Here is a 23,440-nt window from a genome sequence, read left to right as displayed (position 1 = left end):
TTATTTATTTTCCCAATAATTTTGACTGAGCAGATAGAACTGCTGTATATCACTGTATTTAAGCTGGGCCTCGAAATGATCGCTTCCGGTTGCGTGTACAGCAGGCATACTTAGTACAATTCCATCAGGCTTAAGAAAGCAGGAAACGTTATCCGGTATGCTAAATGGGTCGATTGTCTGGTATTCCGGCGATTGAAGCCTGAGCATTTCCGGGAAACTGGCTTTGTCATATGAGGTTATCGGATTCTCCGGGAAAAAAGCTTTATTAAAAAATACTTTTTTAAAGTCTGCATTGGTTGTATACAAATCTTTGAGAGTGATTTCTTTCAAAGACTGTAAGTCTATATTAAGGGTAATCAGGTCACTGACCGGATATGCGCCGCCTTCGATATAGCTTGAACCCCAAAAGACAATGCTTACTATTTTGCTGTTTTGCAGTGTAACTGCGGATTGATAATCAATGGTTAAACCGGTATCGCCTGAGAATAGAGATGTATCAATTTTGGCAAAGCTCTGAACTTTATTATAGATCAATGCATTTAACGCATCAAAACCATTGCCGGAGAAACTTGGATATTGAATTTTAATTGAACTGTTTTTATTGGGTGCTTCTGTATAGACTGACATCATGTACGTTTGGGCTGAAGATTTTGTACTGCTGGTCTGATCTTCTGCAGCGCCTGAACCCGGGGAGGGCTGCAGTGATTTTTCACTTGGTGTTTGGGAAGAATCAAGTACGATGGAGGAAGATCCAGAACTGGAAGGCGCAATGGAAGCGCTGCTGCTTTGGGAACAGGAACTAAGAAGGAGCAAAAGTACGGACGAAAACTGGATAGCAACTGCTTTCTTAGAAAAATGTAAATATTTCATGGCGGCCTCCTAAGATAATACTTTTATACAATACCATATCTTATTCATCTTTAGATGACAATTATACTATGAAAAGACAAATTTTCCCCGAAAGGATTATTCGAAGATCACGAAAACAATAAAATGAACTAATGTATTTAAAACGGGGTTTACATATAGGAACGAAATACTTTTTAATAGATATATGAGTAAAAATCCTGCTATTTGCATAAAAAAACTTTTTAAATAGGTCAATGTTAAATCAGGGTGTTTTATCTATGGAATAAATTGTATGGGGGGAGAGTGCTTTATGGATAAGAAAAAATTAGAAATGGGGATAACTGGTATAATCGGCACATGGATTATGGATAAGTGCAGTTTATTATTTCCGGCAATGATTCTATTAATGATATTAATGATACTGGATTATATTTCGGGAATGCTTGCAGCAAAAAAGGAAGCAATAGAACACCCTAATAATAAAAAATATGGGTGGAGCAGTAAAAAAAGTATCATTGGGATTTACAAAAAGGTCAGTTATATCCTAATAATTCTGGTGTCAATTAGTACTGACTTTATGTTACATAAATTTGCCGGTGAGATTGGGGTCAATTATAAATATACATCAATATTTACACTCCTGGTTTCTGTCTGGTTAATTATTAATGAGCTATTGTCAATTTTGGAAAACGCTGGACGCATGGGGGCAAAATTACCTAATTTTCTTAAAAAGATTTTAACCGAATTGCAGAATGATATTGATAATAAATCCGGATTTTAACCGAATCAAGTAGCGAAGCGGATTGTGAATATCCGCTTGACATTGCTCATTTTTTAATAACTTATATGTTTGGTTTACAATATATAATAGTTTTTCTTTCTAAATAGTGTAGTCAATAACACGAAAGGAGAATTATACAATGAAAAAATTATCAATTCAGGAAATGTGCAAAATAAAAGGCGGAAACGCACACTTAAAAATGGATCCCAAATACCGTAAGAAGGCTAATTGCTTAGGTGAAGCGCAGGCTCAGATTCAGAGAGGAATTGTTACGGGTATGACGGAATTAGAGATTGGACAGGAAATTTTTGCTCATGCAGTTGCTTATTATAAGGCTGATATTTTAAGTAAGATCATTCCTTTCATAGGTGATGATGTAAAGAACTATCTTATTTCTCACGCCAGCATAATTGATATCATGGATGGTGGAGATACTCCTGTTAGAAAAGCTGCTTATACAGCTATCTGGAATTTTACCGGCTCATCAATTTAACCGAATCAAGTAGCGAAGCGGATTGTGAATATCCGCTTGACTCTTTGTTTATAACCAAATGATTTATTGACTACATTAGCGCATCATTACGATGCGCTTCTTAAATTATTTAATTTCAAATCATAACGCTTTGAATAAGCCTGTAGTATAATTATAGAGAATACAAGCGTAATGAGGCAGCGAAGTGGAGACTATTATGAAAAAGTATATTTTAGTAAAACAAGAAGAAGAGATGGACTGCGGCGTTGCGTCATTATCTGCAATTTTTCAATTTTATGGTAATATATATAATCTGAATGGCCTAAAAAAATTAATGGATTATAATAATCAGTCAGGAACGTCATTTCTTCAAATGTATGAAACTGCAAATTTCTTAAATTACGATGTAGAAGCATATTGTGTAGATAATATTAATGAAATTAATAAAACAATGTTGCCATGCATAGTACAATTAGAAATTTCAGAAAATATTTTTCATTTTGTTGTAATATATAAAATACGAAAAAAATATATCGTAGCAGCCGATCCGGCCAAAGGCATGGTCAAGATTAATAAAGCTGTATTTATGAATATATTTACGGGTAATTTATTGATTATTAAAAAATTTATAAATCAGTGTAACAAACTTTGATTTTTATCGTCATATCAGCATAAGGGTGATTATATGGAAAATAAAGAATTCGAAGTATTATACCAAAAGTATGTTCGAGAAGTTTTCAGATTTTTATTGAAGCTATCAGGGAATTATCATGTTTCAGAAGAATTGACACAAGAGACATTTGTAAAGGCGTATATTTCATTAGCTGGCTTCAGAGGGGACTGCCAGCTTAAGGTATGGCTTTGCCAAATTGCTAAAAATCTCTTTTTTGATTATTTAAAAAGGAGTAAAAATGTTGTACCTTTAGAATTCATTGAAGAAAATTACACAGATATGGAGAAAAACAGCCTAATCGATGATCTTATAGAAAAAGAGGAGCTTTTAAAGATTGTTCATATGATTCAGCATTTAAAGGAACCCTATCAAACAATAATTATTCAAAGGCTTTTTTTAGAATTAGATTACTCTGAGATTGGAGAACAGTTTGGAAAAACGGAGAATTGGGTTCGTGTAAATTTTTACAGAGCCAAAAATAAACTGCATGATATGATTAGTGAAATGGAGGATGTTGGTAATGAAATGTGAAGTTATTAAGGATTTACTGCCATTATATGCAGAAGATTTGTGCAGCGAAGAAAGTAAGATAATTGTTAATGAACATATAAGTACATGCAGCGATTGCAGAAAATATCTGGATAGTATTACAAAAAAAATAGAGCCCCTTATTCCTTCTGAAGCGGAAATCAAAAAAAGAATGTTTGAAAAAGATCTGCTGTCTAAAAGTAAACAAAGCATACAAAATAATATTTTGAAAAAGATACTAACGGCATTTAATATTATTTCAATCGCAATAACAGTTCTTGCTATAATTATAAGTGTTATTTTTATGTTTAAAGAATATTCAATAAAGTACCCAATGCTTCATTATACACCTGGCATTAGCTTTTTCTATCTTATTTGTTTTATTATAGGATTATCACCTGTCCTTATAGCAATATTACAGCTATATAGTATTATTAAAAAAGATAATACACAACATTATATCCGGAAATTCATTTTTAATATCCTACTGCAAATCACAGCATTGCTTTTGAGTTTAATTATAACTATTACAATATTTTTAATTGTTCCCCCATTAGAGTCTCAAACAAATAAGATAAAAAAATATTTAGATGTGGATAGGGATATAATAAAGTATGAAGCTGTTTATAACAATTTCTTCCCAGCAGAAATTCCGAAAGCTGCAGAAAATTTAGAATATCATTATAAGAAATACAGTAATCTAATTAATACCAATGTTCAAATACAATTTTCTATGGTACTGCCTGAAATGGAGTACTTAACTGAAAAAGACAGGGTGTTAGAAAATAATGCAGCCCCGATTACAGGAGAAGAAAATGCCTTTGATATTACACTGCATGGAGTAAGGTATCCAGGTAAAATTAAATTAGAATTTAGATTTGATGATATAAGTAAAAAATTAATTTATAATTTATATTTAGATGATAATTAAGTAATCTATGGTCTTTATATCTTGACAAGGAAGAGGATGCCCCCGAAGGCATTCTCTTTTTTTGGTGGAAATTTTATGATGCATAAAAAACGCCTTTTTCAGAACAAATATTTTCATACGCCTCCTAAGCGTTTCTCCAGGAACTTCATATTAAAAATACTTGTTTAATTCGGCCTAATAGAATGGCTATTAAATTCGACGACATAACTGTTCTTTACTCCTGTCTGCATGTTGACATACAGGAGTTTTTTTGTTGATCCATAGACCTGGATAAAGCATTATCTGGTTAAACATTCGTGTGTTTTTAAAAAAACAAGAAAAGTTTAACGAAAAAACAAGAAAAAATATGAATTATAAGTGAAAAATATAGATTTAAATCTAATTAGTTTGTATATAATGACGGAATTTTGTCAGTAATAAGTCTATTTTTTACATCAAAAAAAATTAGTTGTTTTTTTCATATACAATTAAATCGTTATCAAAAATATTTAATCCTGTCGAGGTTTACATTTACTTCCTTTTTTTCTTTTTTCCTTTTAGGAGGAAGAAAAATATGGGAGATAAACTAAGTACACTAATACAAGAATTTAAAGGCGGTGACAAAGAAAAATTTCTATTAATTTTAGACAAGATGGAACCTATACTTAAAAAGTACGTTCGTCTTTTATATAAAGATGAAAAAGAGGATACATATGCAGAGTTGGTACTTTGTCTTCTTGAGTCCGTAAACAAGATGGAATATTACGAGGATGAGGGTCAATGTGTGCGTTTTTTGAGTCAAGCCATAAAAAACAGGTTTTATGAATTGTATAAAAAAAGTAGAAGAAATTTTGATAATAAGGTTGAAGTAGAGGAAGAATATTTTGACAGTCTATATTGCAAACAATCGGAATATGAAGATATTGTGATTAAAGAAGATTTAAGTAAATTACTATTAAAGGTAAACGGGAAACAATATCAAATATTTTATTCCATGATATTTAATGAAGAAACAGATGCTGAGATAGCTAAGAAGTTCGGGATATCCAGGCAATATGTAAATCGTATAAGGAAAAAGTTAATTAAGTTACTTAAAGATGAGTATTTTTAGGTAAATAAACAGAATAGAAGCAGCTTGCACCGTACCATTTTGGAAAGTATAATATAATATGAAAATGGAGACGATATCAGAATAAAAATAAATTTCATACAGGACGCTAAAAAATATATGTAATTTTGAAAGGAGGTGGCCACGTGGACAATCATAAAGAAATACCCAATAGATTAATCAAAGAAAAATCCCCTTACCTGATGCAGCATGCCTATAATCCAGTGAACTGGTATCCATGGGGAGAGGAAGCATTTGAGAAAGCAAGGCAAGAAGACAAGCCTGTTTTCCTATCTATTGGGTATTCGTAACTTGTCTGCAATAGTTGACTTGTCATTGGTGTCATGTCATGGCTCATGAGTCCTTTGAGGACCAGGAAGCAGCGGAAATTCTTAACAGGTATTATGTGGCCATAAAGGTTGACAGGGAAGAGCGGCCGGATATTGATTCCGTATACATGTCGGTCTGCCAGGCGCTCACCGGTTCCGGTGGATGGCCTCTTACGATCATTATGACGCCGGAACAAAAACCATTTTATGCCGGGACTTATTTGCCAAAATATTCAAGATGGGGTTCCGCCGGTCTTCTGGATGTTTTGACCTCTATCCGGAAGCTTTGGGAAAATGAGAAACATAAGCTTCTGGAAGCGGGAGATGAGATAACCGGATATTTAAACAAAGAAGAGACTTCTGTTAATAATGAGGGCAGGGAACCTGCAAAGGAAATGTTTCTGTCAGCTGCGGATCTGCTAAAACGGTCCTTTGATAAGAGATGGGGAGGTTTTGGAAGGGCGCCTAAATTTCCCATGCCTCACAATCTTCTTTTCCTTTTAAGACATCACTTTTTTGAAAAAGATAAAGACGCTCTTCTTGCTGCGGAAAAGACTCTTAGGCAGATGTACCGGGGCGGTATTTATGACCACATTGGAGGCGGCTTTTCCCGCTATTCCACCGATGAAAAATGGCTGGTACCTCATTTTGAGAAAATGCTGTATGACAATGCGCTCTTGCTGTATGCCTATGCGGAAGCTTTTGCCATAACGGAAGACAGCCTTTATGCCAGAGTATCCAGGGGAATCCTTCGATACGTCCGGGAGGTGCTGACTGATGAGCAGGGTGGATTTTACTGTGGTCAGGACGCTGACAGCGAAGGGGTGGAAGGGAAGTTTTATACGTTCCGGAAGGAAGAGATCGAGCAGGTCCTTAAGGACGATGCAGATGAATTCTGCAAATGGTTTGGAATTTCGGAAAAGGGCAATTTTGAGGGAAAGAATATTCCCAATCTCATTGAAAATGAAAATTACGGCATTAGCAGTGAAAAGTTGGAAAATCTGTGTAAAAAGCTTTATGATTACCGGATAACAAGGACAACCCTTCATACGGATGATAAGATATTGACTTCCTGGAACGGACTTATGATCGGAGCACTTGCAAAATCATATGAGGTTTTGGGAGATGACTGGTGCCTCGATGCGGCAAAAAATGCGCAGGCGTTTATCGAGAAGTATCTGACCTCTGATAAGGGCAGGCTCTTTATCCGCTACAGGGAGGGCCAGGCAGTTCACGACGGGCAGCTTGATGATTATGCGTTTTATGCCTTTGGCCTGCTGGAGCTTTATGAAGCTTCCTTTGATATCAGGTATCTAAACATTGCCTCTGAAATCTCAGAAAAGATGCTAGAACTATTTTTCGATGAAGCTCAGGGAGGCTTTTATATGTATGCCCACGACAGGGATAAGCTGATCAGCCGTCCAAAGGAGCTTTATGACGGCGCGCTTCCTTCAGGAAATTCTGTGGCGGCTTATGTCCTAAGCAGGCTTTATCATCTGACCGGGAAAATCAAATGGCAGACCACCCTTGAAAAGCAGGTTTCTTATCTGACGCAGGAAGTGGAGAAAAGCTCTGCAAACTACTGCTTTTCCCTGCTGGCATTCCAAAGCCTCCTTTATCCGTCTACGGAAATTGTATGTGTTTCCGGTGAGGATTCTATATTAAAAGAAATACAGGGGCTGCAAAGAAGCCGGACGCCTGATGTAAGTGTAATATTAAAAACTTCTCTGAACCAGGAAGCCCTGGCAGAAGCCGCTCCGTTTACAGCGGATTATCCGATTCCGTCTGAGGGAACCAGCTATTATGTATGCCGCAATGGGGCTTGTTTGAAGCCTGTAAAAGGCATGGCTGAATTAAAAAAAGTAATGCAATCCCTGTAGCCTGTAAATTGGAACTGCAAAAGAAATTTGTGATGGCAGATTATATAATAAAATAGTGCTTTTGGCAGAAGATGAGCTTTGAAAATGAATTTTAAAACCAATCAAAGCTCATTTTTTGTACATCTTTTCCAGTAAGACTATTTATGGCAGTCCCTTTGATCTTCACCCTATTTTACATACATAAAAACCACAGGCCCCCATATAAATAAGTAAGCAATTTACAATATGGGAGGTAGTTTATATGTGCACGGCATTTACCTTGAGATCCCGGCAAGGGGAAACCTTTTTGGGAAGAAATATGGATTTTTCTTATGATATTGATCCTCATCTTTACATTGTTCCAAAGAATTATGAATGGGATAATGCATTAAGCAAGGAAAAAATCCGTAATATCTACTGTTTTATCGGCATTGGACAGGAACTGGAGGGGGAACTTGGATTTTTTGACGGGGTCAATGAAATGGGGTTTGCGGCAGTCGTTCTTTATTTTGCAGGCTATGCCCAATATGATGCCGGGAGGGACTCAGGGACAGGAGAACAAATCGCTTCAAAAGATTTCCTTCATTATATTTTGGGAAGATGCGCGGATATAGATGATTTACGGCAATTACTGAAGACCATCTCAATCGTTGGCCTTGAAGATCCGTTGACACAGACGGTAGCTCCGCTGCACTGGATGGCGGTAGACCGCAGCGGGGAATGCGTTGTCATAGAGCAGACAGAAAGAGGAATGGAAGTAATAACAAATCCGATTGGTGTCATGTCTAACAGTCCTGATTTCAAGTGGCATATGACGAACTTAAGAAATTACATGGAGGCCTCTCCCTATCAGTCCGAAGAGGCTGTCTGGGGGAGCGTCCGACTGACTCCATTTGGACAGGCAGGAGGTACCCAGTCTCTGCCGGGAGGGTATACATCTCCAGAGCGTTTTGTAAGGATCGCTTATTTAAAATCATTTATTCCAACACCTGAAAGCCGTACGGAAGCGGTTGTTTCATGCGTTCATATTATGGAGAGCGTTTCCATACCAAAAGGAGCAGTCGTAACAAGCCGGAATTCTTATGATTACACCAAATATACGGCCTTTATCAATACGACCACCTGTGAATATTTTTTTAAAACCTATGACAATATACAGGTAGAATCAGCAAGCCTTTTTGGGAATTGCAACCAATTTCCGGAGCTTGTGAATCTGGGAGGATTATAGAAGCAAGCCGGAACAGCAAAAGCTTAATTGATAAAAGGCATGGCCAAAGAAAAAAGGCGTATTGCATGACTGATCTAAAGACCCAGTCATGCAATACGCCATGCAAAAGTTATTTCAAAAAGGGAGGAGAGCTGATAATAAATTACCAGCTCGAGTATTATGAAAAAAATCTTATAAGCAATTTGTATTTCATGTTTTAAGTATATCCATGAAACATGAAGAAATCATGTTGTTTATGTAAAAGGTTTTTGAATGAAATTTAAACAAAGTATGAACGATGGGACAAATGGGTTTTGATATTTTTGCAGAAAATCAGGCAATGCTTGTTGTAAAAAAAGGGTTGACAAATCAGAACTATGGAAATATACTGTTTTTGGAATAATTTTTTCCGTTTCGGTAGGTGAGGCTACCACAGGGATACGGGTTGCTGCCGCAAAGTAGTGGAGACACTATGAGAAGGTTAAACAGTCCATGTCGAATCCAAGGCATGGAATAACGTAACTTCATCGCCCTGTGAAGCTAAAACTTGAACGATGGCGAGAAAACGCTTTTCGAGCAGTCAGGCGTTGTATGTATGAGGATATATCCTCTGTTATCGTTGTCATTATGAAACGTTAACAGAGGATTTTTTTTTGTAAGGAGGTGAGGTCATGGACAGTGGCAGTAGTTATAAACAATATCTAAATGATGGCAATATTAGGAAGGCGCTTTTTTATGAGGGCGCATGGCAGCTGCGTGTCCGCGGCCGCCTTAAAATTGATACACCTGCTGGCATTTAGGCCGGCCGGATATCTCCTTATGCCATCGTTTCGTTTTCTGAACGGTGGTTTTTTCATGCCCTTTTTTGGGCGTTAAGATACTCGGCAACACCCTGTTAGGGTTTTATATAGATATTTCAAAGATAAGCGAGGTGAACGGAATGGAAACCGGAAGTCAAGGCAGCCCTGATCCTGACGGGCAGCAACATATAAGGTTATGGAATGAAAACGTGGTTTCTGTTCCGTTACCATAAAAAGTGATGTAGCTCATCAGTTATGGGCTGTGCTTCCAACCATCTTTTTAAAATCAAGAAATGGAGGTACAGACCAATGAATAACAAAAACAATCGTATAGAAACAAAAAAAATGCTCGCAGAAATGGTACGCCGCAATGAGGTGAGCGACAGACTTACCTTTGCCGCCGCTTCTAAAACGGATATTCTGCTGAACAAGCTGGGGACGGCTCAAGAGGGGTTAAATGATGCCCTTGTGGAGGCTTCCCGCGAGAAATATGGTGATAATAAGGTTACCCATGGTAAAAAGAAGTCCCTGTTTCATCGCATCTGCACCGCATTTATCAATCCATTTACCGCTATCCTCATCGGGCTGGCGGCGGTATCGGCTTTCACTGATATTATTTTAGCGGAGCCGGGAGATGCCGACCCCATGACCGTCATTATTATTATGACAATGGTGATGATATCAGGTGTTTTACGGCTGGTTCAGGAAACAAGAAGCGGAAACTCGGCAGAGAGCCTGTTGAAAATGATTAAGACCACCATCTGCGTCCAGAGGCAGGAGGCCGGAAAAGAGGAAATTCCTCTTGAAGATGCAGTGGTGGGTGACATTGTGCATCTTGCGGCAGGCGATATGATTCCTGCTGATATGCGTATCCTGCATGCCAAAGACTTATTCGTCAGCCAGTCGGCCCTGACCGGTGAAAGCGAGGCGGTGGAGAAACTTCCTGAATCCGGCAGAGACGGTTACGATACTGTGACCGAATGCCCGAACCTTGCCTTTATGGGTTCTAACGTTATCAGCGGCAGCGCAATTGGTGTAGTAGTAGCAACGGGTGATGATACAATTTTTGGCAGCATGGCGAAAAATGTCAGCGAAGAATCTGTTCAAACCAGTTTTGAAAAAGGTGTAAATTCGGTATCATGGCTGCTCATCCGCTTTATGCTGGTGATGGTGCCGGTGGTATTGTTTATTAACGGCTTTACCAAAGGCGACTGGATGGAAGCCGTCCTGTTTGCTCTTTCCATTGCGGTGGGGCTTACACCTGAAATGCTGCCGATGATTGTCACCACCTGTCTTGCCAAAGGTGCGGTGGCTATGTCTAAGGAAAAGACAATTATCAAGAATTTAAACTCCATACAGAACATCGGTTCCATAGACATTTTATGCACAGACAAAACGGGTACGCTGACACAAGATAAGGTAGTGCTTGAGTACCATTTAAACATCCATGGCCAGGAAGATGCGCGGGTACTGCGCCATGCGTTCCTTAACAGCTATTACCAGACAGGGCTTAAAAACCTCATGGACATTGCTATCATTGAGCGGACACAGCAGGAACAGGATGCCGTGGAGGAGCTGCGCGGCCTTACGGACAGATTTACAAAGGTGGATGAGATTCCCTTCGATTTTGAACGCCGCCGCATGAGCGTAGTGGTGCAAAACGGCAAAACGCAGATGATAACAAAGGGTGCGGTAGAGGAAATGCTGTCGATTTGCAGCTTTGCTGAATATGAGGGAAAGGTTCTGCCGCTGACCGATGATATCCGGGCATATATTCTCAAAAAGGTGGATGAACTCAATGAGGATGGGATGCGTGTCATCGCCGTGGCACAAAAGACCAATCCATCTCCCGTAGGCGCGTTCTCTGTAGCCGATGAATCGGAAATGGTATTGATGGGTTATCTGGCGTTTCTTGACCCGCCGAAGGAATCTACGGCTGCAGCGGTAAAAGCCTTGAACGCCCATGGGGTAGATGTGAAAATCCTTACCGGGGATAACGACAAGGTGACGCGCTGTGTCTGCCGCCAGGTGGGCATTTCGGTTGACCGCATTTTGCTTGGCTCTGATTTGGAGAACATGACTGACGAAGCCTTAGGGAAAGCTGCTGAAAAAGTAAGTGTTTTTGCTAAGCTGTCTCCACAGCAAAAGGCGCGCGTCATTACAGTTTTACGGAATAACGGCCACGGTGTCGGCTATATGGGCGACGGCATAAATGACGCAGCGGCTATGAAGGCTTCCGATGTAGGCATTTCAGTGGATACGGCCGTGGACATTGCCAAGGAATCTGCCGATGTTATCCTGTTGGAAAAAGATCTGATGGTGCTGGAAAAAGGGATTATCGAAGGCCGCATAACCTATGCCAACATGATCAAGTACATCAAGATGACGGCAAGCTCCAATTTCGGAAATATGTTCTCAGTGCTGGCGGCCAGCGCCTTTCTGCCCTTTCTGCCGATGATGCCGATTCATCTGATACTGCTTAACCTGATTTATGATTTAAGCTGTACAGCGATTCCGTGGGACAATGTGGATAAAGAATTTCTTGCTGTGCCGAGAAAGTGGGATGCTTCCTCTATAGGCAAGTTCATGGTATGGATAGGCCCCACAAGCTCAGTATTTGATGTCACAACATACTTGCTGATGTATTTCATCATATGCCCGGCCATGAGCGGCGGGCAGTTGTTCCACCAGCTTACTGACCCGGCGATGCAGGCGTACTATATTGCCGTTTTCCAGGCAGGCTGGTTCGTGGAATCCATGTGGAGCCAAACCCTTGTCATACACATGATCCGTACGCCGAAAATACCGTTTATCCAGAGCTGTGCGTCGCTGCCGGTGACGCTGCTCACTTTTACCGGAATTGCTGTTCTGACCATCATCCCCTTTACCGGTCTTGGTCTGTCAATTGGTCTGGCTGCGCTGCCGCCCGTATACTTTGCCTGGCTGGTGCTGACCATACTCCTGTATATGGTTCTGGTGACTATTTTTAAAAAGCTTTTTGTCAGAAGATATGGGGAACTGCTTTAGGATTTTTAGCATTGAAATAGGGCTATACAAACGCATAAGGATTTGATAAAATATAGCCATATGCGGAGTCTGGCGCAACATGCGTCAGGCATACCTTTATGCCCAAAGAACATGGGCAGGAAAGTAGAAAGGGAGAAAAACATGAAAAATCCGGTTATAACGATTACAATGGAAAACGGCGATGTGATGAAAGCAGAGCTTTATCCGGAAATTGCACCAAACACAGTAAATAATTTTATCAGTCTGGTAAAGAAAGGCTTTTATAACGGGCTGATCTTCCACAGGGTTATCAATGGATTTATGATTCAGGGCGGATGCCCGGAAGGAAGCGGAACGGGAGGCCCTGGCTATTCCGTTAAGGGAGAATTCAGCCAGAACGGCGTTTCCAATGCTTTCAAGCATTCAGCGGGAGTGCTTTCCATGGCAAGAGCCATGCATCCCGATTCTGCAGGTTCCCAGTTCTTCATCATGCACAAGGATGCGCCGCATTTGGATGGTTCCTATGCTGCATTTGGTAAGATCACTGAGGGCATGGATATTGTAAACAAAATCGCCGAAGTGAAAACAGATTACAATGACCGCCCCATGAAAGAGCAGAAGATCCAGTCCATGGCAGTGGAAACCTTTGGGGAAGAATATCCGGAACCAGAGACCTGCTAAACCAATGAACTGGGAACGGGAAATCACAGTAGAAGGAAAGATTTTCCAGGTGACCATATCCGACGATCATGAGGCCCTGCGTTCTGCTTTTGCGGAAGGCAGGGCCGTTGTTGGTTTATGGGACAGTAGGCGGACGGACCAGAACCTTGCGCCTGCCGCCTATGTGGTGGAGGATCTTAAGGACATTGACGATGTGTTTTTAGAACGGGTCGTCCGGAGAAGAGAGGGACTTCCGTGGAATATTGTCAAAACCCCGCGCCTGACAATCCGGGAATTTGTCTCCCGGGACTTTGCCGATATACCGGATGAGCCTGAGGCCGGGAAGTCGGGAGCTCTTTTTTTAAAGGAAGAAACCCTGAATGATTATATCAGACATCAATACGTTTTTTATGAGTACGGTATCTGGGCCATAGTTGACCATGTTACAGGACGGCTTGTGGGAAAGGCAGGGATATCCAACATGGAGCTTACCGGGCAGGAAGAGTTTTTAAGCGCAATAAAAAATAATGATACCCCGGTGGAACTGGGATATCACATTTTTTCCTCATACAGGCAGCAGGGATATGGGAAGGAAGCCTGTATGGCAATCCTTTCCTATGCTGCTCTGGCTATTTCAGAAAGAATCTATGCAAGGATTGATGAACGGAACCTTGCGTCAATAAAACTGGCAGAAGATCTGGGGTTCCGGCTTATTGCCCGAACACATAGCGGATCAGTTCCACGGCTGTGTCTGTATGAGTGGAATTGCTCATGACCGAAAGAACCGGATCATCTATAATAAGACCGGTTTTTTCGCGGAAATCAGTACTGCTGATGAAAATTCCGCAGGCCGTTTTTTCACCGGTCTCCTGATTGGTTACAAAATAGAGGTTCTCCTCTACCTTGTCGTAAACGTCGGCAGGGAGGATTTCCTTTAAATCAATAAATCCGCCCATTTCGCCGAAGTGGTCTATGGTATCCGGCTTCCCAATCATAACATCCAGGCTCTTGCTGGATATCATGGCGGTAATTTTAGCCAGCTGGGCATAGGTAAACTCATTCATGGAGGATTCATCAAAGGTGGGGGACATGGAGTAGTCCACATCGATCTTTACATCCTCCTTAAGGTCAATGTACTGGCGGAAGCCCTGATTAAAATAATCATCTACGGAATCGGCTTCACCTGCAGGGCTGCTGTTTAAAATGACGCAGGAAAGAGCGGTTTCAAACCGGTTGTTATACACGGCTGATCCGATGGAAGAGATAAGGACTACGGCCACTACGGCAATGATGATAGGGATCTTGTAATATTCCCAGATGTACCAGAGCCTGTCTTTTAGGCTCATATTTTTTAGTTTGTCCCGTTCCTCCCGCAGGGAGTCTTTCAGGGTTTTGTCTTCGTATGGGGTCATAATTTACCTCTTTCTTTGTTATTGCAGGTACTTTTTTAATTATATCATGAACCTGCGGTTCATGATCAACATTCACCGTTCACGCCGATGAGCAAGCTCATTATATCACACAACGACGGATTTTCATTAAAATAAAAATGAAATTTTGGTGAAAAAAGAAAGAACGTTTGCTTTTTAAGGGCAAATCCGCTATAATATCCTTTAATGCCACTATGAGAAGGGGAAGAACATATGTTTTCTGGCTTTTTTAACTATGATAATCCGGTATGGCGGTTTATCGGTAAATTTGGAGATTTGATCATTTTAAATATTCTGTGGCTGATATGCAGCATTCCTATTTTTACCATAGGAGCTTCTACTACAGCCGTATATTATGTAACCCTGAAGCTTGCAAGAGATGACGATGGATATACCATCCGTTCTTTTTTTAAGTCATTTAAAGAGAATTTTAAACAGTCCACGGCAATATGGCTTATCCTTTTAGCAGTGGGAATGATCCTTGGGGTCGATATGTACTTCTTTACCAGACTGTATACAGGATCCGGGTCCTTACGGACGGTAATGGTTACCGTATTCCTGGCAATGGCTCTTATTTATGCGGCTATTTTTACGTATATTTTCCCGCTTCAGGCCAGATTTTTCAACACAGTAAAACGCACCTTTTTCAATGCCTTTTTTATGTCCCTGCGCCATTTATTCCGCACCATTGGGCTGATTGCCATTGATGGGGTGCTGCTGGCGGCAGGATTCGTATTTATGATACCGCCGATGCTGATGATATTCATGCTGTTCGGGTTTCCGCTGCTGGCGTTTATCAATTCCTATATCCTGACTCCTGTATTTGATCAGTATATTCCTAAGGAGGAGGAAAAGAGGGACGAGCTAAGGCCGTTGTTTTCAGATGAGGAAGAATCTGTGAGCAGCATTTTGATGGCAAAGGGTGATGAGCATGGGGAAGAGATGCCTGAGAACGAGGAAACAAATGTAAAAGAAACGCAAGAAGGGCAGGAATAATTCCTGCCAACAGCCGGCCGGGGATCGCCCATGTATCCCCGGCCGGCTGTTTTTTGCGTATGAGGAAATTTTTATGGACGGCAGTAAAGAGCACTGCCTTTTATCAGAAATCTGAAAAGCGATTTCTAAAAAGATATACTATGGACACCATATAGACACAAAAAAAAGATATACTTAATAACTGTGACAGGGAAATGCCTGGGAGGTGGAATATGACTGAAGAAGAGTATCTCTGTTTTATTCAGCCCTATGAGGATGCGCTTAAAAACATCCGTGTGAGAGTGGATGTGCTGAATAATGATTACAGGAGAAAGAACCAGAATTACCCCATCCATCATATCCAGCACAGAATCAAGCAAAAGGAAAGCATTGAGAACAAGCTGGAAAAGAACGGATATGAGACCAGCGTGGATTCGGCCAGAGACTGTCTGACGGATGTTGCAGGAATCAGGGTCATCTGCTATTTTGTGAAGAATATCTATGACATTGTCTGCCTGTTAAAGAAGCAGTCGGATATTGTGATTATTAAAGAAAGTGATTATATTGCCAATCCAAAGCCCAATGGATATAGAAGCTTTCACATTGTTTTTGGAGTTCCTGTCTATCACACCGATGGCATGGAATACTATCCGGTAGAAATTCAGCTCCGCACCATGTCCATGGACTTATGGGCCAGTATGGAGCACCGTATCTGCTATAAGGGAGAGAAGAAGGAACTGGCAGCAGAGGAATTTAAGAAGTATGCCATAGCCTTAAGACGGATGGAGAAAGAGATGGAGGAATTTCTCTGAAATAAAAATGAGAGAGCTATAAGAAGAAGAGCAGCACTGCCACAGAATTTTACATAGCCGTTTGTTCAAAAAAAGGAGCAAGCGGCTATTAACATTGTTTATGAAAATTTAACAATGCAGGAAACATATTAGGGAATAAACCTCTTGTACTTTTTCTGATTTCGTTATATACTAAATACTGTATACAAAATAATGCAAAAATACAATCCTAAAGAATAAAAAGTGAGGGATGTTTGCCTATGATAAGACATCTGGGGTTAAAAGCATATGGAAAGGTTAATCTGGGACTTGATGTTTTGAGAAAACGGGAAGACGGATACCATGAGGTACGAATGATCATGCAGACCGTAGGCCTTTATGATAAGATCGATATTTACTTAAAAGAGACTCCGGGAATTGAGGTTGTGACAAATCTGTATTATCTTCCGGTGAATGAAAACAACCTGGTTTATAAGGCCGCCAAGCTTCTTATGGAGGAGTTTCACGTCCTTCACGGCATCCGTGTTCACTTAAATAAATTCATTCCTGTTTCTGCAGGCATGGCCGGAGGCAGCAGCGATGCGGCGGCAGTTTTATTCGGAGTCAATAAGATGTTCCAGCTTGGCCTGACAAGAGAAGAGCTGATGGAACGGGGGGTAAAGATCGGAGCAGATGTTCCCTATTGTCTGATGAGAGGAACTGCGCTGAGCGAAGGAATCGGGGAAATATTAACTCCCCTTCCTGATATGCCCCAGTGCCAGGTGCTCATAGTAAAGCCCGGGGTCAGCGTATCCACGAAGTTCGTTTATGAACATCTGGATTTATCCGCATTAGGTCAAGAGGACCATCCGGATATTGACGGAATAATCGAAGCCATTGGAAACCACAACATATACCAGATATCAGAGCGGCTGGGAAATGTGCTTGAAACGGTTACGATTCCGGAATATCCGGTGATTGCACAGATTAAGGACAAAATTAAAGAATTGGGAGCTGTAAATGCTTTAATGAGCGGAAGCGGTCCCACGGTTTTTGGCATTTTTACCAGTCCCAGAGCCGCAGAAAGGGCTTATGAGGAATTGAGATACGGCGAGGCAAAGAGCCTTGCAAAACAGGTTTATCTGACGAATTTTTATAATACCAGGGAGGTTACAAATGAGCAATGATTTAAAGGTTAATATGAATGAATATCTGCCGCTTCGGGACGTAGTGTTTAACACGCTGCGCCAGGCGATTTTAAAAGGAGAACTGGCACCGGGAGAGCGCCTTATGGAGATTCAGCTTGCGGAACGCCTTGGAGTCAGCCGCACCCCTATCCGGGAAGCCATCCGGAAGCTGGAACTGGAAGGGCTTGTATTAATGGTGCCCAGAAAGGGAGCCGAGGTTGCAAAGATTTCGGAAAAGAGCTTAAGGGATGTACTTGAGGTCCGCAGATCCTTAGAGGAGCTGGCCATTGAACTGGCCTGCCAGCGAATGACCCCGGAGGCCGTAGAGGAACTTGAAAGAAAGCAGGAGGAATTTAAGACGGCCGTTGAAGAGGGCAATGCCATGGATATTGCGGAGACGGATGAAGCGTATCATGATGTGATTTATAAAGGTACCTGCAATGACAGGCTGGTGCAGATGATCAATAATTTAAGAGAGCAGATGTACCGTTACCGCCTGGAATATATCAAGGATGAGGACAAACGCCAGATTCTTCTGCTGGAACATGACAACATATTAAAGGCAGTCAGACAGCGGAAGGTACAGGAAGCCAAGGAAGCAATGCGGGAGCATATTGATAATCAGGAGATTACCGTATCAAAGAATATCAAAGAACAGGATTAAGAAGAGAGGTATTTTATGGCATTTAAGGAAAAGTATCTGGCCGGTGAGATAGAATTTGAAGCCATTGATGATTTTATTGAAGAATGGAATAACAGCAGCACAAACGAAACTCTTGCCCAGTTTCTCGGTCTCAATGGAGAGGAAGAGGATGTATGGATTGAAGAGAGTGATGAAGCCTTAAAGGAGCTTCTGGACAGGAAATAGTTAATCATAAACAGAATTGGAAAAATTATTAAATAAATATAACCTTTCTTGACAAGGTGACAACGTGTCATTATAATAAGTGACATATTGTCACCTTTTTGTGTGGACGAAAGATTCACATAGAAAAGGGAAAGGAGAGAAGAAAAAATGCCAACGGAGCGGTTTTATAATCTTCCGGCAGCGAAAAAGAAAACGATCCGCGATGCCGCGGTGGGAGAGTTCACGAGGGTACCGTTTGAAAAGGTTTCTATTAACAAGATAATCCAGACTGCAGGAATATCAAGGGGAAGCTTTTATACTTATTTTGAAGATAAGCGTGATGTCCTTGGATATATTTTTGAAGATGCTACTGAAAAATTTCAGAATGGCTGGGTGAACTGCGCCGAAAGAAATAACGGCGATATATGGAAGACTGCGGAATCATTTTTGCAATACAGCATAGCAAGTACGAAGGAAAATGTATTACGGCTGGTCAAGAACATTGTTGACAGTGAAAAAATGTTTGGTACAACTCACTGCTTATGTCATGAAAATACTCAGGCCCAACGGGAATTGCAGGAGGTCATGTATCGCTCCATCGATACATCTGATTTTAAAGATCAGGGCATTGAGACTTTTGGAAAACTGGTGTCCATGATTTTCTTTGAACTGGTTCATTGCATGGGCTGGTACTACCATCATCCGGAGGATGAAGAAAAAATTAAGAAACTTTTCCAGGAAAAATTAGAAATTTTGCAATATGGAATTCGTAAACAACCATTACAATCTTAATATGGCCAGATAAGGAGTTACTATGACTAAGAAAAAAGCATTCATCATTGCAGGGGCGGTTGTGGTTGTAGCAGCCGTGGCAGGGCTGACTCTTCCTAGAATATTGGAAAGAAAGAAGGAAGAGCTTGTGGCAGAGGTTCCGCCGGCAGTAACTGTGGAAGAACCTGAGACCAGGACCATTGAGATAAGCAATGAGCTGATCGGAACAATTGAGCCGGACAGCATTGTCCATATTACGCCTCTTGGAGCGGGGGAAGTTACAAGTGTAGGAGTTAAGACCGGCGATGTAGTATCTGCGGGCCAGCTTCTCTGTGTTATTGACACAAAGCAGGTGGAAAGCACACGGATCGCTACGGAAACTGCCAGAATTACCTATGAAGACGCCAAGAAAAATCTGGACCGTTATTCGGTTCTTTATGCAGCCGGTGATGTGGCGGAAGCCGATTATCAGTCTCTGTCTGATAAAGTGGAGATGGCAAGGCTTCAATATGAAAATGCCAAGATCGCATATAAGATCCAGATGGAAAGCAGCCAGGTGACGGCTCCCATTGCAGGACGTGTGGAAAGCTTTAACATCAGCGTTCATGATATGGTCTCCCCTCAGACCACCCTTTGCGTTATTTCAGGGGAAGGCGGGAAATCCCTGACCTTTTATGTTTCGGAACGCATTGTAGGAGGATTGAAGGCAGGAGATTCCATAAGGGTAGAAAAGAATGGAACCGATCATGAGGCTTCCATTACGGAAGTGAGCACAATGATTGATCAGGCAAGCGGCCTGTTTAAAGTAAAAGCTTCCATTCCGGATGGAGATGCGCTGGCTACGGGTACTTCCGTAAAGCTTTATGTAATCGCCCAAAGAGCAGAGAATGTACTGACAGTTCCGGTTGACAGCGTTTATTATGAGGGCGGGAACCCGTTCATTTATACATATGCAGATGGATCACTTAAGAAGAATGCAGTGACCGTAGGACTGGCGGACAATGAGTACATGGAGGTCCAAAGCGGCATTACTGCCGAGGATCAGGTAGTGACCACATGGACCAGTGAATTGTATGATGGTTCCAAGGTTACCCTTGCAGGCGGGAATGAAAGCGATTCCCAGACAGCACAAGATACGGCAGAAGAAGGAACTGGAGCAGAGCCTTCCGGCCCTGCACAGTAAGGAGGCGGTAAAATGGGAATCACAAAAGGCGTTTTAAAGCGGCCCGTAACCACCGTCTTAGCAGTATTGTGCCTGCTTGTATTCGGTTTGTCCTCTGTTTTGTCTTCTAAAATGGAGCTGACGCCGGAAATGAACTTTCCAATGCTGCTGATCAGCAGCGTTTATGCCGGAGCCAACCCGGAGGATGTGAATGACCTGGTCACCAGGCCGGTGGAAGAGGCCGTAGGTACCCTGTCCGGTATTAAAAATGTTCAGTCCAGCTCCCAGGAGAATGTCTCCATCGTGCTGCTGGAGTATGAATATGGTACGGATATGAATAAGGCGTATTCGGATCTGAAAAAGAAGATGGATAATGTTAAGCTCCCTGACGATGTGGAAACTCCCAGCGTTATGGAATTCAATATCAATGAAATGCCGGTGGTGACTCTGGCTGTAAAGGACCCATCCCAGAATAATCTTTACAACTATGTGAACGATAAGATCGTACCGGAATTTGAGAAAATATCTTCCGTTGCAAGCATAGGTGTAAGCGGAGGCCAGAAGGGCTATGTGAGCGTCCGGCTGATTCCGGAAAAGATGAACCAATATCATCTTACCATGAATTCCATCAGCCAGGCCATCAAAGCAGCTGATTTTACATACCCGGCAGGAAATACGGGAGTGGGCAAGCGTGATTTATCTGTCAGTACCGGTGTAGAAGTAGGGAACATTGAAAGCCTTAAAAAGGTCCCGGTCGTGGCTGGCGAGGGAAAGACCATTTATATGGAGGACATTGCCGATATTTCGGAAACCTCAGAAAAACAGGAAGCCATCGGACGGTATAATGGGGAGGATACCATTACCTTATCCATAAATAAACAGCAGAAAAACAGTGCGGTGGATGTTTCCAGGGCAATGACAAAGACCATTGAAACTTTAAAAAGGGAATATCCCAACCTGGATATCATAGTTGTTGACGATAGCAGTGAGCAGATTACATCAGCTCTTAACAGTGTTAAGAATACCATGATCATGGCGGTTATCATTTCCATGATTATTATTTTCCTGTTCTTTGGAGATATCAAGGCATCTCTCATTGTAGGAAGCTCCATTCCGGTATCCATTCTGGTGTCGCTGATCTTAATGGCGGCCATGGGCTTTTCCTTAAACGTTATCACCATGAGCAGTATTGTTCTTGGTGTAGGTATGATGGTAGATAACTCAATTGTGGTTATGGAGAGCTGCTTCCGATCCCAAAAAGGCACCGGATTTAGGGAATATATTCAGGCGGCGCTGGAAGGAACCGGAGTTGTGCTGCAGTCCATTCTTGGAGGCACGATTACCACCTGTGTCGTATTTATTCCTCTGGCGCTTTTGGAAGGCCTTACAGGCCAGCTCTTTAAGCCTCTGGGCTATACGATTGTATTTTGTATGCTGGCATCTCTGCTTTCAGCCATTACCATTGTCCCCCTGTGCTACAGCCGGTTCCGCCCTGTTGAAAAGCAAAATTCTCCCATGGGAGGAATTGTAAAAGCAATGCAGAATGGTTACCGCAGGATTGTGGATAGGCTGCTTAACAGACGTGCCATGGTTATGATCGTATCGGTTCTGCTTCTGATCGCTTCCATTGCCCTGGCTGCCAGGCTTGGGTTTGAACTGATGCCCGAGGTAGATCAGGGAACGGTCACCATTTCTGCGGAAATGAAGCCTGGGCTTAAGGTGGAAGAGGCGGATAAAATCCTAAAGAGGCTGGAAGATATTGTTACCAGTGAGGAAGATTTAAAGTCCTATATGGTAAGCTATGGAGGGAGCGGCCTAAGCTTTAGCGGAGGTAAGAAGGGAACCTTGACCGCTTACTTAAAGGGGGACCGTAAGCTGTCCACCAAGGAGGTTGTAAACAAGTGGAAAAAGGAGATGAACCAGCTTCCTGACTGCAATGTTACGGTAGAGTCCACCTCCTCCATGAGCGAGATGAGCAGCAAAAGTGATTTTGAGGTAATCCTTCAAAGCTCCCAGCTGGATAAACTGAAAAGTGTTTCAAATCAGATGGTAGAGGAGCTGATCGATAGCCCCCAGCTGATCAAAGTCCATTCAGACTTAGAGAATGCAGCACCTGTATTAAAGGTCCGGATTGACCCTATAAAGGCAGCTGCAGAAGGCGTTGTTCCCGCCAGTGTGGGCAGCTTATTAAACAGCATGCTGAGCGGTACCAAGGCGGCCACCATGGAGGTGTCAGGCCAGGAAGTTGATATTAAAGTGGAATACCCTAAGGATTCCTATGATACCCTTGATAAGGTGGAGGGAATCATGGTTCCAAACAATTCCGGCGGCTCTGTGGCACTTACAGATATTGCTGATATCGGTTATGAAGACAGTCCTTCCGCAATTAACAGGAAGAACAAACAATACATGGTTACCATTACAGGCTCCTTTACCGATGTAGTTAAAACGAAAAAGGATAAGGAAGCCGCAAAAAAGGATATTGATGAAAAGATTGTAAATAAGTATTTGAATGATATCGTTACAAGGGCAAAGAATAGTGAGGATGAATCCATGCAGGAGGAGTTTACCAGCCTGTTTAAAGCGATCGCTACGGCTGTATTCCTGATCTTCATTGTTATGGCGGCCCAGTTTGAGTCTCCCAAATTCTCACTGATGGTCATGACGACCATCCCCTTCAGCCTGATCGGTTCCTTTGGATTCCTGGCGGCTGCAGGAGTTGCTATCAGCATGCCGTCACTTCTTGGTTTTTTGATGCTCATCGGTACGGTGGTGAACTCAGGAATCCTTTATGTGGATACGGTGAACCAGTACCGCACAACCATGGATAAACGCACTGCCCTGATCGAAGCAGGAGCTACCAGACTCCGCCCTATTCTCATGACAACACTTACTACAGTAGTGTCCATGGTTCCTATGGCAATGGCCATCGGAAAGAATGGGGAGACCATGCAGGGGCTTGCATTAGTAAATGTGGGCGGTCTGACAGCTTCCACCATCCTGTCACTGCTCATGCTTCCAATATATTATTCCCTTATGAGCGGTAAGACGGATAAGAGTATATTGCCGGATTAAAAGTCAGCAGGGGGCCGGACCTTCGGAAAATCCGGTTCCCT

General features: G+C 41.9%; 23 protein-coding genes and 1 riboswitch. Of the genes, 21 read left to right on the top strand and 2 right to left on the bottom strand.

All coding sequences use genetic code 11. The annotated features are described in order from the left end of the window. Positions 1-870, bottom strand: coding sequence for a hypothetical protein (locus tag ABFV83_RS14575; protein WP_349944799.1), 870 nt, complete (start codon positions 868-870; stop codon positions 1-3). Between the two features lie 289 nt (positions 871-1,159). On the opposite strand from ABFV83_RS14575, the gene ABFV83_RS14570 reads away from it, so the two are divergent. The 13 genes from ABFV83_RS14570 to ABFV83_RS14510 all read left to right on the top strand — a co-directional run bounded on the left by ABFV83_RS14570 (position 1,160) and on the right by ABFV83_RS14510 (position 13,957). Continuing rightward, complete coding sequence (locus tag ABFV83_RS14570; protein WP_349944798.1) at positions 1,160-1,630, top strand: phage holin family protein; 471 nt, start codon at positions 1,160-1,162, stop codon at positions 1,628-1,630. 139 nt (positions 1,631-1,769) lie between these two features. Further along, positions 1,770-2,123, top strand: a complete 354-nt coding sequence (locus ABFV83_RS14565; RefSeq protein WP_349944796.1) for a hypothetical protein — start codon at positions 1,770-1,772, stop codon at positions 2,121-2,123. A gap of 196 nt (positions 2,124-2,319) precedes the next feature. Beyond that, positions 2,320-2,754 carry a cysteine peptidase family C39 domain-containing protein gene (locus ABFV83_RS14560; RefSeq protein ID WP_349944794.1) on the top strand — a complete coding sequence of 145 codons (435 nt, stop codon included), beginning with the start codon at positions 2,320-2,322 and terminating at the stop codon, positions 2,752-2,754. 33 nt (positions 2,755-2,787) lie between these two features. Continuing rightward, complete coding sequence (locus ABFV83_RS14555; protein ID WP_349944792.1) at positions 2,788-3,306, top strand: RNA polymerase sigma factor; 519 nt, start codon at positions 2,788-2,790, stop codon at positions 3,304-3,306. Beyond that, a complete protein-coding gene (locus tag ABFV83_RS14550; protein ID WP_349944791.1) occupies positions 3,296-4,234 on the top strand; it encodes a zf-HC2 domain-containing protein in 939 nt (312 codons plus the stop codon). The genes ABFV83_RS14555 and ABFV83_RS14550 overlap by 11 nt, the downstream gene beginning before the upstream one ends. A 553-nt stretch (positions 4,235-4,787) precedes the next feature. Then, positions 4,788-5,324 (top strand): sigma-70 family RNA polymerase sigma factor, encoded by a 537-nt coding sequence (locus tag ABFV83_RS14545; protein WP_349944790.1) that lies wholly within the window; start codon positions 4,788-4,790, stop codon positions 5,322-5,324. A gap of 143 nt (positions 5,325-5,467) precedes the next feature. Continuing rightward, complete coding sequence (locus tag ABFV83_RS14540) at positions 5,468-5,632, top strand: DUF255 domain-containing protein (protein WP_349944789.1); 165 nt, start codon at positions 5,468-5,470, stop codon at positions 5,630-5,632. A gap of 38 nt (positions 5,633-5,670) precedes the next feature. Next, a complete protein-coding gene (locus tag ABFV83_RS14535) occupies positions 5,671-7,530 on the top strand; it encodes a thioredoxin domain-containing protein (protein WP_349944787.1) in 1,860 nt (619 codons plus the stop codon). A gap of 241 nt (positions 7,531-7,771) precedes the next feature. Beyond that, positions 7,772-8,737 (top strand): choloylglycine hydrolase family protein, encoded by a 966-nt coding sequence (locus tag ABFV83_RS14530; RefSeq protein WP_349944786.1) that lies wholly within the window; start codon positions 7,772-7,774, stop codon positions 8,735-8,737. Between the two features lie 385 nt (positions 8,738-9,122). Then, positions 9,123-9,282: riboswitch (M-box (ykoK) riboswitch) on the top strand. A 105-nt stretch (positions 9,283-9,387) separates the two neighbouring features. After that, positions 9,388-9,516 (top strand): hypothetical protein, encoded by a 129-nt coding sequence (locus ABFV83_RS14525; RefSeq protein ID WP_349944784.1) that lies wholly within the window; start codon positions 9,388-9,390, stop codon positions 9,514-9,516. Positions 9,517-9,825: 309 nt separating this feature from the next. Next, positions 9,826-12,543, top strand: coding sequence for a magnesium-translocating P-type ATPase (gene mgtA / locus ABFV83_RS14520; protein WP_349944783.1), 2,718 nt, complete (start codon positions 9,826-9,828; stop codon positions 12,541-12,543). Positions 12,544-12,684: 141 nt separating this feature from the next. Beyond that, the gene (locus ABFV83_RS14515) at positions 12,685-13,203 is read left to right on the top strand and encodes a peptidylprolyl isomerase (RefSeq protein ID WP_349944781.1); all 519 of its coding nucleotides are present in this window, start codon (positions 12,685-12,687) and stop codon (positions 13,201-13,203) included. A gap of 4 nt (positions 13,204-13,207) precedes the next feature. After that, on the top strand, positions 13,208-13,957 hold the full coding sequence (locus tag ABFV83_RS14510; RefSeq protein ID WP_349944780.1) for a GNAT family N-acetyltransferase: 750 nt from the start codon (positions 13,208-13,210) through the stop codon (positions 13,955-13,957). On the opposite strand, the gene ABFV83_RS14505 is transcribed toward ABFV83_RS14510, so the two are convergent. Continuing rightward, the gene (locus ABFV83_RS14505) at positions 13,893-14,594 is read right to left on the bottom strand and encodes a hypothetical protein (RefSeq protein ID WP_349944778.1); all 702 of its coding nucleotides are present in this window, start codon (positions 14,592-14,594) and stop codon (positions 13,893-13,895) included. The two genes, ABFV83_RS14510 and ABFV83_RS14505, sit on opposite strands and share 65 nt — an antisense overlap. 231 nt (positions 14,595-14,825) lie before the next feature. Here ABFV83_RS14505 and ABFV83_RS14500 point away from each other — a divergent pair, with 231 nt between their 5' ends. The 8 genes from ABFV83_RS14500 (at position 14,826) to ABFV83_RS14465 (ending at position 23,399) form a co-directional block, all read left to right on the top strand. Further along, positions 14,826-15,608: a DUF624 domain-containing protein gene (locus tag ABFV83_RS14500; protein WP_349944776.1), complete on the top strand. Its 783-nt coding sequence runs from the start codon at positions 14,826-14,828 to the stop codon at positions 15,606-15,608. Positions 15,609-15,820: 212 nt separating this feature from the next. Continuing rightward, the gene (locus ABFV83_RS14495) at positions 15,821-16,399 is read left to right on the top strand and encodes a (p)ppGpp synthetase (RefSeq protein ID WP_349944774.1); all 579 of its coding nucleotides are present in this window, start codon (positions 15,821-15,823) and stop codon (positions 16,397-16,399) included. Positions 16,400-16,638: 239 nt separating this feature from the next. Further along, positions 16,639-17,544 carry a 4-(cytidine 5'-diphospho)-2-C-methyl-D-erythritol kinase gene (ispE, locus tag ABFV83_RS14490; protein ID WP_349944772.1) on the top strand — a complete coding sequence of 302 codons (906 nt, stop codon included), beginning with the start codon at positions 16,639-16,641 and terminating at the stop codon, positions 17,542-17,544. Continuing rightward, positions 17,534-18,208: an FCD domain-containing protein gene (locus ABFV83_RS14485; protein WP_054742247.1), complete on the top strand. Its 675-nt coding sequence runs from the start codon at positions 17,534-17,536 to the stop codon at positions 18,206-18,208. The genes ispE and ABFV83_RS14485 overlap by 11 nt, the downstream gene beginning before the upstream one ends. A gap of 15 nt (positions 18,209-18,223) precedes the next feature. After that, complete coding sequence (locus ABFV83_RS14480) at positions 18,224-18,412, top strand: hypothetical protein (protein ID WP_349944771.1); 189 nt, start codon at positions 18,224-18,226, stop codon at positions 18,410-18,412. Positions 18,413-18,559: 147 nt separating this feature from the next. Then, positions 18,560-19,183, top strand: coding sequence for a TetR family transcriptional regulator (locus tag ABFV83_RS14475; RefSeq protein ID WP_349944769.1), 624 nt, complete (start codon positions 18,560-18,562; stop codon positions 19,181-19,183). Between the two features lie 22 nt (positions 19,184-19,205). Beyond that, positions 19,206-20,345 (top strand): efflux RND transporter periplasmic adaptor subunit, encoded by a 1,140-nt coding sequence (locus ABFV83_RS14470; protein ID WP_349944768.1) that lies wholly within the window; start codon positions 19,206-19,208, stop codon positions 20,343-20,345. Between the two features lie 12 nt (positions 20,346-20,357). After that, positions 20,358-23,399: an efflux RND transporter permease subunit gene (locus ABFV83_RS14465; RefSeq protein ID WP_349944767.1), complete on the top strand. Its 3,042-nt coding sequence runs from the start codon at positions 20,358-20,360 to the stop codon at positions 23,397-23,399. The last annotated feature ends 41 nt before the right edge of the window (positions 23,400-23,440 follow it).

Origin of the sequence: Lacrimispora sp. BS-2 (assembly GCF_040207125.1) — a bacterium.
Classification (GTDB): Bacteria; Bacillota; Clostridia; order Lachnospirales; family Lachnospiraceae; genus Lacrimispora.
The sequence above is the reverse complement of the archived record's forward strand: the minus strand, read 5'-3'. Positions and strand labels throughout refer to the sequence as shown.

Excerpts from the sequence above, each read along its gene's own strand:
- ABFV83_RS14475 (WP_349944769.1), top strand. The coding sequence starts at position 18,560 with ATGCCAACGGAGCGGTTTTATAATCTTCCGGCAGCGAAAAAGAAAACG.
- ispE (WP_349944772.1), top strand. The coding sequence starts at position 16,639 with ATGATAAGACATCTGGGGTTAAAAGCATATGGAAAGGTTAATCTGGGA.
- ABFV83_RS14495 (WP_349944774.1), top strand. The coding sequence starts at position 15,821 with ATGACTGAAGAAGAGTATCTCTGTTTTATTCAGCCCTATGAGGATGCG.
- ABFV83_RS14530 (WP_349944786.1), top strand. The coding sequence starts at position 7,772 with ATGTGCACGGCATTTACCTTGAGATCCCGGCAAGGGGAAACCTTTTTG.
- ABFV83_RS14570 (WP_349944798.1), top strand. The coding sequence starts at position 1,160 with ATGGATAAGAAAAAATTAGAAATGGGGATAACTGGTATAATCGGCACA.
- ABFV83_RS14525 (WP_349944784.1), top strand. The coding sequence starts at position 9,388 with ATGGACAGTGGCAGTAGTTATAAACAATATCTAAATGATGGCAATATT.
- mgtA (WP_349944783.1), top strand. The coding sequence starts at position 9,826 with ATGAATAACAAAAACAATCGTATAGAAACAAAAAAAATGCTCGCAGAA.
- ABFV83_RS14500 (WP_349944776.1), top strand. The coding sequence starts at position 14,826 with ATGTTTTCTGGCTTTTTTAACTATGATAATCCGGTATGGCGGTTTATC.
- ABFV83_RS14480 (WP_349944771.1), top strand. The coding sequence starts at position 18,224 with ATGGCATTTAAGGAAAAGTATCTGGCCGGTGAGATAGAATTTGAAGCC.
- ABFV83_RS14485 (WP_054742247.1), top strand. The coding sequence starts at position 17,534 with ATGAGCAATGATTTAAAGGTTAATATGAATGAATATCTGCCGCTTCGG.
- ABFV83_RS14510 (WP_349944780.1), top strand. The coding sequence starts at position 13,208 with ATGAACTGGGAACGGGAAATCACAGTAGAAGGAAAGATTTTCCAGGTG.
- ABFV83_RS14550 (WP_349944791.1), top strand. The coding sequence starts at position 3,296 with ATGAAATGTGAAGTTATTAAGGATTTACTGCCATTATATGCAGAAGAT.
- ABFV83_RS14545 (WP_349944790.1), top strand. The coding sequence starts at position 4,788 with ATGGGAGATAAACTAAGTACACTAATACAAGAATTTAAAGGCGGTGAC.
- ABFV83_RS14505 (WP_349944778.1), bottom strand. The coding sequence starts at position 14,594 with ATGACCCCATACGAAGACAAAACCCTGAAAGACTCCCTGCGGGAGGAA.
- ABFV83_RS14470 (WP_349944768.1), top strand. The coding sequence starts at position 19,206 with ATGACTAAGAAAAAAGCATTCATCATTGCAGGGGCGGTTGTGGTTGTA.
- ABFV83_RS14560 (WP_349944794.1), top strand. The coding sequence starts at position 2,320 with ATGAAAAAGTATATTTTAGTAAAACAAGAAGAAGAGATGGACTGCGGC.
- ABFV83_RS14565 (WP_349944796.1), top strand. The coding sequence starts at position 1,770 with ATGAAAAAATTATCAATTCAGGAAATGTGCAAAATAAAAGGCGGAAAC.
- ABFV83_RS14515 (WP_349944781.1), top strand. The coding sequence starts at position 12,685 with ATGAAAAATCCGGTTATAACGATTACAATGGAAAACGGCGATGTGATG.
- ABFV83_RS14555 (WP_349944792.1), top strand. The coding sequence starts at position 2,788 with ATGGAAAATAAAGAATTCGAAGTATTATACCAAAAGTATGTTCGAGAA.
- ABFV83_RS14575 (WP_349944799.1), bottom strand. The coding sequence starts at position 870 with ATGAAATATTTACATTTTTCTAAGAAAGCAGTTGCTATCCAGTTTTCG.
- ABFV83_RS14465 (WP_349944767.1), top strand. The coding sequence starts at position 20,358 with ATGGGAATCACAAAAGGCGTTTTAAAGCGGCCCGTAACCACCGTCTTA.
- ABFV83_RS14535 (WP_349944787.1), top strand. The coding sequence starts at position 5,671 with ATGGCTCATGAGTCCTTTGAGGACCAGGAAGCAGCGGAAATTCTTAAC.